Annotated in this window: 7 protein-coding genes; all 7 read left to right on the forward strand. The window is 44.8% G+C overall.

The genetic code is table 11. The annotated features are described in order from the left end of the window. The first annotated feature begins 458 nt into the window (after positions 1–458). A complete protein-coding gene (locus J6U00_RS12950) occupies positions 459–1,049 on the forward strand; it encodes a guanylate kinase (protein WP_296582480.1) in 591 nt (196 codons plus the stop codon). A 41-nt stretch (positions 1,050–1,090) separates the two neighbouring features. Further along, positions 1,091–2,617 carry a nucleoside-diphosphate sugar epimerase/dehydratase gene (locus tag J6U00_RS12955; protein ID WP_296582481.1) on the forward strand — a complete coding sequence of 509 codons (1,527 nt, stop codon included), beginning with the start codon at positions 1,091–1,093 and terminating at the stop codon, positions 2,615–2,617. 161 nt (positions 2,618–2,778) lie between these two features. Continuing rightward, complete coding sequence (locus J6U00_RS12960) at positions 2,779–3,702, forward strand: mechanosensitive ion channel domain-containing protein (RefSeq protein WP_296582483.1); 924 nt, start codon at positions 2,779–2,781, stop codon at positions 3,700–3,702. Next, a complete protein-coding gene (locus J6U00_RS12965) occupies positions 3,702–4,589 on the forward strand; it encodes a metallophosphoesterase (RefSeq protein ID WP_296582484.1) in 888 nt (295 codons plus the stop codon). Before J6U00_RS12960 ends, J6U00_RS12965 begins: the two co-directional genes overlap by 1 nt. A 6-nt stretch (positions 4,590–4,595) precedes the next feature. Continuing rightward, the gene (locus J6U00_RS12970) at positions 4,596–5,837 is read left to right on the forward strand and encodes an aminoacetone oxidase family FAD-binding enzyme (RefSeq protein WP_296582486.1); all 1,242 of its coding nucleotides are present in this window, start codon (positions 4,596–4,598) and stop codon (positions 5,835–5,837) included. Further along, positions 5,834–7,426 carry an FAD-dependent protein gene (locus J6U00_RS12975; RefSeq protein WP_296582489.1) on the forward strand — a complete coding sequence of 531 codons (1,593 nt, stop codon included), beginning with the start codon at positions 5,834–5,836 and terminating at the stop codon, positions 7,424–7,426. Before J6U00_RS12970 ends, J6U00_RS12975 begins: the two co-directional genes overlap by 4 nt. A gap of 7 nt (positions 7,427–7,433) precedes the next feature. After that, the coding region (locus J6U00_RS12980) for a hypothetical protein (RefSeq protein WP_296582492.1) at positions 7,434–8,209 on the forward strand (776 nt) is incomplete at its 3' end.

Here is an 8,209-nt window from a genome sequence, read left to right on the forward strand (position 1 = left end):
AGTCAAGCCTTTTTCCGATATTTCTTGGCTTGACTCAAAAATATTTTTTCTCGAAGTGGCAAACTCGGGAGCTGTAAAACTCAGTCCGACCGGTATAACCGCTGATGTAGCGATGATTGCTGCTGCACCCGCGGACAGAGCTCTGACAGAAAGACCTGTTTTCTTTCTCATAGTAATATCCTCCTATTTCTGCAATTTTCAACTTATACTTTAATACTTTTTTTTTATAATGTAAAGAAGGGGAGCAGAAAGTTTACAAATTAGCCTTTTAAAACAGCAATTTGCTCATTAATTTTTCTTAAAATGGCAATATTTAGTTGAATAAGACCATTTATGGGAGGTCGTAAAAAAAAGAGCAAAATTTGGCAAGATAAACTCTTGATTTCTCTGATTTGGTGTGATATAATGTCTTAATGTGGAGTAATCTGCAAAAAATGATTTGTTTGTGGAGCTTTGATATGAATCATATTTTTTATATCATCGGAAAGAGCGCTTCGGGAAAGGACACTATGTACAGCCGTATAGTCGCGGAACTGGAGCTTTTGCCGATCGTGCTCTATACTACCCGACCTGCAAGAAATAATGAACAGGAAGGGGTGGAGTACCACTTTGTTGACGATGAGCTCTTCCGTGAGATGACTGCGAATGGTCAGGTCATCGAATCGCGTACATACTCTACCTGTCACGGCGAATGGACATATTTCACCGCAACTGACAGTATTGCAAATGATAAGGGTGATTGTGCAGGCATTGGTACTGTTGAATCTTATGTACGGATAAAGGAATACTGCGGCGAAGGAGTCGTTGTCCCCATATACATTGAGGTCAGTGATGAAGTGCGTTTTTTGCGTGCTGTTGATCGCGAGAAAAAACAGCTACAGCCGAAGTATGCTGAGCTTTGCAGGCGCTTCCTTGCCGATAACGAGGATTTTTCCGATGAAAAGCTGGCAGAAGCAGGAATAGACATAAGATTTGACAACAACGGCACTTCTGAAGAGTGCTTTTTAAAGATAAAAAAATATATTTCAGAGATTCGCAAGGATAGTTAAAAGTAATTTCTGCATATAGAAGCGGAATAGGGAGGTTTATTGTGGAAGCTGAAAAGAATTATGACAGCTGCGCAAAAAGAACTATGATAATCGGCGGTGGTGTTGCGGCAACAATGCTTCTGAACGAGATATTCAACGCTCAGAAGTCGCCTTATACCGACGATAAATACTCGGCGCAGTTCAATCCGGTATGTATCATTGACAACGATCCTGCCAAGCTTGGCAAGGAGATACTCGGCGTAAAAGTCGTAGGAAGATCCGAGGAGATCGTTAAGTATGCTGAGGAATACGAGATAGAGCAGCTTATTCTTGCTATACCCTCGCTCACATCAGACGAGAGAAAGTCTATAATTGATATCTGCAACGAGACGAAGCTGCCGCTAAAGATAGTTCCTTTTATAGGAAATCTCATTCTTGATGACTCGTCAACACTTCTTGGACAGGTTCGCGATATCAAGGTTGAGGAGCTCCTTGGCAGAAATCCGATAAAGTTCGACAATAAGGACATCAAGGATTTCATCGGAGGAAAAGTTTGTATGGTAACTGGCGGAGGCGGAAGCATCGGCTCAGAGCTTGTCCGTCAGATTGCAAGATATAATCCGAAGCAGATAATCATTGTTGATATCTATGAGAACAATGCTTATGAGATACAGCAGGAGCTTGTTATGGAGTACGGCGACGAGCTGAATCTGGTTACACTTATTGCTTCTGTCCGCGATTATTTCCGAATAAACCAGATATTTGAGAGATACAAGCCTCAGATAGTTTTCCATGCGGCTGCCCATAAGCACGTTCCCCTCATGGAATGCTCTCCTATGGAGGCTATAAAGAACAATGTCATCGGAACTTTCAATGTGGCTACTCTTGCTCAGTTCCATGATGTACAGAAGTTCGTTATGATTTCTACGGACAAGGCTGTTAATCCCACAAACGCTATGGGCGCTTCTAAGCGTTGCTGCGAGATGATCGTTCAGTATCTTTCACAGCAGCATGAGGGAACAACAGAGTTCGTTACTACACGTTTCGGAAATGTTCTTGGTTCAAACGGCTCGGTAATTCCTCTCTTCAAGAAGCAGATAGAGCAGGGCAAGCCTGTAACTGTTACCCATGAGGATATAATCCGTTACTTTATGACTATACCCGAGGCTGTAAGTCTTGTTATGGAAGCTGCTGCTATAGCTCATGGCGGCGAGATATTCGTACTTGATATGGGACAGCCTGTCAAGATAGTCACACTTGCTGAAAACCTCATAAGAATGTACGGAAAGGTGCCTTACAAAGATGTGCCTATCGTATTCACCGGACTTCGTCCCGGCGAGAAGATAAAGGAAGAGCTCCTTATGATGGAGGAGGGGCTGAAAAAGACCTCCAATAAGCTCATATTTATCGGCAAACAGATAGATATCGACGAGGATCACTTTGCGTCAAGACTCAAAAAGCTGCGTGACGAAGCTCAGCGCAATAACGAAGAGGCTGCTATTCAGGCTCTTCACGAGATGGTACCAACTTTTATCACTCCGGAAGAATTCAACCGCAAAGAGCTTATACATGAAGCTTCTAAAAAATAATAAAGCACAAAACTGCACTCCGGCATTTGGCTGAAGTGCAGATTTTTTTACAATAATATAATATAATATTGACGTTTTTTGCGAAATCTGTTATAATTAATATAAGTATACATATTATAATGTCTGAAAGGGATATTACAACTTCTTACGGAGATGATTTTTTGACCGGAACACAGATTACAACTGAAACGGCTACGGCAGCATCAGCCGCGACTACGACCACAGAAACTACTGTTAATGAGATAGTCGGAAGTATACAGGAATCGGTAGAAAAGACCTCAGGTCTTCTTGCGAACGGTATAGAATACATCAAAAAAGCTCTTCCTCTTATAATTATGGCTTTGACGATACTGGTTGTCGGTATACTGATATCAAAGCTCATAGCAAAGGTAGTAGGTAAAGCGGTTTCAAAATCAAATGTCAATGGTGCGGCAAAGAGCTTCCTTGTGTCGCTTATAAAGATAATACTTTACATTGCAGTGGTGATAATGGCTCTGTCTGTTCTTAAGGTTCCGATGTCATCCATAATTACCATACTCGGTGCAGCAGGACTTGCAATAAGCCTTGCGCTGCAAAGCTGTTTGTCAAATCTCAGCGGTGGATTTATAATACTTTTCACTAAGCCATTTACTACAGGGGATATAATAGAGCTTGACGACTCAGTAGGTACGGTCAGGGATATAGGGATATTCTACACAAAGATAAACACCTTTGACGGAAAGACTGTATTCCTTCCAAACGGCAAGGTTACGGACGCAAAGATAGTCAACTACACCGAAACTCCTACAAGACGTATAGATCTCAATTTCAACATAAGCTACGGTTCGGATTTCCTCAAGGCACAGGAAATCATACTTGGAATTATCTCAGCCAATAAGCTAATACTGAAATCTCCTGAGCCTGTTGTACGCATGAGTTCACATAACGACAGCTCTATAGGCGTTGACGTGCGTATATGGGTGAACAACGGCGATTATATGACAGAGCGTTATAATATGACAGAAGCCGTTAAAGCGGCATTTGATGAAAACGGTATCGAGATACCCTTCAATCAGATAGATATCCATGTAAAGGACAAGGTTTAATGTCAGAACAAAAGAAAAAAGAAGAAAGCAAGAAAAACAAAAAAACAAAGGAAACAAAGAATACAAAGAAAAAGAAACATATATGGCTTTGGGTACTTATACTGCTGGCAGTATGGTGGTACAACAACTATACTCTCAAGATAACCAAGGAAGAGCTTGTATCCGATAAAGTAGGCTCAAAGGTGAGGATAGCGGTAATAAGCGACCAGCACGCGACGAAATACGGCATCAGCAACGATACTATATTCAGTGCTGTTGACCGCGCCGATCCTGATATTGTATTTGTGCTCGGAGATATGTATACCAGCGGGAGCAACTGGGAACTGATCCATAAGCCTGTAGACCTTACCGCTGAACTTGTTTCGGCAGGATATCCGGTATACTGTGTAACAGGCGAGCACGATTACGATGACAGATATGTTTCCGAGCTGAAAAAAGCAGGAGCAAAGGTGCTGGACTATTCTGATGACAAGATAGAGATCAAGGGCACAAGCTTCCGAATTATCGGTATTGACAATGTATACTACAGTCCGACTTTTGATCTGAGGAACGAGTATACTCTCGACGACAGCAGCTTCAATATACTTCTTGCTCACATACCAAACTACGAGAAATTTGCGGAATTTGGTGCAGATCTTACGCTGTGCGCCGATACTCACGGTGAAATGGCTCAGCTTCCCTTTGGCGGAGGACCGCTTTACAGCTCTGACAAGGATGTATTTCTTCCAAGGCTTCTTCACAAGGAGCTTGATATATATGACAAAGGATTTTTTGACTATGAAGGCGGAACAATGTTTATAACCTCTGGCATTGGAGTGTATCCTGTGCCTGTGCGTTTCAACAACCGTCCGGAAGCAGTCATTATGGATATCATACCTAAGGGGTGAATGAATATGAGCAGGATCACTGATATTGCCGTTATAGGCGGAGGAGCTTCCGGACTTGCTGCGGCTATCGAAGCAAAGAATATCATGCCGCAGGCAAGGGTGGTTATTCTTGAAAAGCTTGATCGTGTAGGCAAGAAAATTCTTGCAACTGGCAACGGCAGATGTAATCTCAGCAATATCAATATGAGTCCGGAGCATTATCACGGAAGCGTTAGAAACGCAATGAGGATAATAATGTCAACTCCGCCGGCAAAGGAGTTTTTCGGCAGTCTCGGCGTTATCTGCTCTGCAGATCCGAAGGGTAGAATTTACCCGAAGAGCAACACTGCTTCAACAGTGCTTTCAGCTCTGAGACTGCGTGCGGCAGAGGTTGGAGTTACAGAGCGCTGCGGCTTTGAGGCTAATTTTATCGAGAGCGCACCGGACTGCTTCCGGATATCCTCGACTTCCGGAGAGAAGTATCCATGCAAAAGGGTAATCGTTGCGGCAGGCGGCTATGCGGCTCCGCAGTTCGGCACGGATGGAAGCGTGATTCGTCTTCTTCGAAGCAAGGGTTGTCATACAACTAAGATATGTCCTGCTGTAGCGCCTCTTAGAGTTCGCCCAGAGCTCCTTAAAGGACTTAAAGGCATACGTGCCAAGGGCAGGGTAACTGCTTACTCGGGGGGGATGTTCCTCAAAGAGGAGGCAGGGGAGATACAGTTTACGGACAGTGCTCTGTCAGGTATCTGTGTTTTCAATATGGCTCATCTTGTTTCGCAGTACGACGGAAAGCTGACTCTCAGACTTGACCTTGCAGCGGATATGGATACTGAACAGCTTGTGGGCTATCTTCGTGTGATACAGTATCAGCGCGGAAAGCATACCACAGAGGAGCTGCTTACAGGACTATTTCCGAGGAATCTTGCTCTGTACCTTACAAAGCGCTCACTCGGACGCTCCCTCACGGACGATATAGCTTCCCTTAAGGATTCTGATCTCAGACAAATCGCTCAGCTTGTAAAGAACCTTGATTTCGATGTACTCGGCAGTGCTCCGTGGAAAGAAGCACAGGTGACCTGTGGCGGCATAAGCGGAGACTGTGTTGATGACAGATTGCAGCTAAGGAGCGAAAGGGGCATATTCCTTTGCGGCGAGATACTTGACGTTGACGGGGATTGCGGCGGCTATAATCTCCAGTGGGCATGGTCGTCTGGAATATTTGCAGGAAGGAACTGCGCTGAATCCCTGAGAGGTGAACTTATATGATAAGAGTCGGCGGAATAAGAGCAGATCTTGATACCGACTTTTCAGACCTTGTGTCATTATGCGAAAGAAAGCTAAAAATAAGCCGTGACAGGCTCTTAAGCGTAAAGCTTGGAAAAAAATCAGTGGATGCTCGTAGAAAAAACGACGTACACTTTCTCATATCCCTCGATATAGAAGCAAAGGGAGAGGACAGACTACTCAAAACCCTGAAAAATGCTTCAAAGCATGAGCCATTAAGCTATCATGCTCCTTTAGTTGGCCATAAGCCATATCGCCCTGTCATAGCAGGCTTCGGTCCTGCCGGAATGTTTGCGGCACTTGTGCTTGCAATGGCAGGAGCAGAGCCCATAATCCTTGAAAGAGGATGTGATGTGGATACGCGCTGCCAGAAGGTGGAGGAATTCCAGCGTGGCGACAGGCTTGATCCGGAGTGCAACGTACAGTTCGGTGAGGGAGGCGCAGGAACCTTTTCCGACGGAAAGCTTACCACCGGTATAAAAGACAACCGTATAGGCTGGGTATTTGAAAGACTTGTGGAGTTCGGTGCTCCAGAGGAGATACTATATCTTGCAAAGCCTCATATAGGTACGGACAAGCTCCGCGGAGCTGTAAAAGCTCTTCGAGAAAGGGTCATATCCCTTGGTGGTGAGATTAGATTCAACGCAAAATTCTGCGGCTTTGACGCGGAAAATGGCAGCCTCTCTGCAGTCAGCTATATGCAGGACGGAGAGATACATACAATAGAAACTGGCAGTCTTATACTTGCAGCAGGACACAGTGCGAGAGACGTATTTGAACTGCTTTACAATGAAAATATTGCTCTTTCACAGAAAAGCTTTTCAGTCGGGGTCAGAGCGGAGCATCTTCGCACTGATATTGACAGGGCTATGTACGGCGATTTTGCAGGACATCCTGCACTTAAAGCCGCAGATTACAAGCTTGCGGTACATCTTCCCAATGGACGCACGCTTTATACCTTCTGTATGTGTCCGGGAGGATATGTCGTTGCAGCTTCTTCGGAGGAAGGCAGGCTCGCCGTTAATGGCATGAGCTGTTTTGCTAGAGACGCTGAGAATTCAAACAGCGCTCTTCTTGTGAATGTTGACCCTGCGGATTACGGTAGCGACCACCCTCTTGCAGGAATGTACTTTCAGCGTGACCTTGAAGAAAAAGCTTTTATTGCTGGCGGAAGGAATTTTAATGCTCCGGCCACTGTTCTCAGAGATTTTATGGAAGGACGGGTAAGCGAAAAGCTCGGTCGAGTCAGCCCTTCATATCGTCCCGGAATATGTTTTGCAGCTCCGGAGGAGTATCTTCCGGATTTCGTATGCAGCTCTCTAAAGCTTGGCATAAAGGAAATGGGGAAGAAGATAAAAGGCTTTGACGATGATGATACACTCCTAACCGGTATAGAGAGCAGGAGCAGCTCTCCTGTGCGCATAAACCGCGGAGAGGATATGCAGTCGCTTTCACTCAGAGGCCTTTTCCCCTGCGGTGAAGGTGCAGGATATGCAGGAGGCATAGTTTCTGCAGCTGTTGACGGTATGAAATGTGCTGAGGCAGTTTGCAGGAGAATGGAGGAAAATTAAGGTACACATGAAGATCGTTTATATATCAGGCAACAGTATGTTCCTTTGCAGTGACGGAAAGATATCCGAGCTACCCTGCGAAAGAGCTGAAAAATATACAGATACGGTCAATGAGATAAATAAGAACAAGGAGTGGAAGCATTCTGGAGCCGGTGCTATGTTCCGCGAGGATAATGAGCATTATGTAGATGCTTCAAAATTTGTGCGAATAAACGGCGTTTCTGCTACAGAGGAGGGCTTTATCTATTCCGCAGTACTCGGAGAAATGGGTGCGATCTACAGAAAAAGCGCTGATTCGCCTAAGGCTCCCGAGGGACATATATATACCGGAATGAACCGGGATATAGGAGATATCGCCTATAAAAATGGTAAGATAGCCGCTATTCTTGACGGTCATCTTGCGGTATTCGATGAACGCGGCGACTATAATGAAATTACGGATGGTCACTCCGCTGAGGATACCCCATTCTGGTCGGTTACTGACGGAAGGATATTCTGTTCCACAAAAGGACGTGCGCTCGAGGGCGGCAATATTTACTCGGCAAGCTCCATACTTGCAGTTGATGAAGATGCTGGCAGCATAGACACTCTTTTCGCAGAAGAGGGGAACGATCTCCTTTCTCCGAAAAACGATGCTGACGGGAATTATTACTTCATCCGTCAGCCTTATAAAATGGCGAAGAGCGAGAAGGAGCCTGTGTGGAAATCTATACTGCTTTTCCCGGTAAGGCTTGTAAAAGCACTTTTCGGTTTTGTAAATGCTTTCAGTGTGCTTTTCGGTGG

The organism is Ruminococcus sp. (genome assembly GCF_017650195.1).
In the GTDB taxonomy this organism is placed as follows: Bacteria; Bacillota; Clostridia; order Oscillospirales; family Ruminococcaceae; genus Ruminococcus.

What these genes read in the sequence shown, in the direction of transcription:
- J6U00_RS12950 (WP_296582480.1), top strand. Translation starts at nt 459, where the DNA reads ATGAATCATATTTTTTATATCATCGGAAAGAGCGCTTCGGGAAAGGAC.
- J6U00_RS12975 (WP_296582489.1), top strand. Translation starts at nt 5,834, where the DNA reads ATGATAAGAGTCGGCGGAATAAGAGCAGATCTTGATACCGACTTTTCA.
- J6U00_RS12970 (WP_296582486.1), top strand. Translation starts at nt 4,596, where the DNA reads ATGAGCAGGATCACTGATATTGCCGTTATAGGCGGAGGAGCTTCCGGA.
- J6U00_RS12965 (WP_296582484.1), top strand. Translation starts at nt 3,702, where the DNA reads ATGTCAGAACAAAAGAAAAAAGAAGAAAGCAAGAAAAACAAAAAAACA.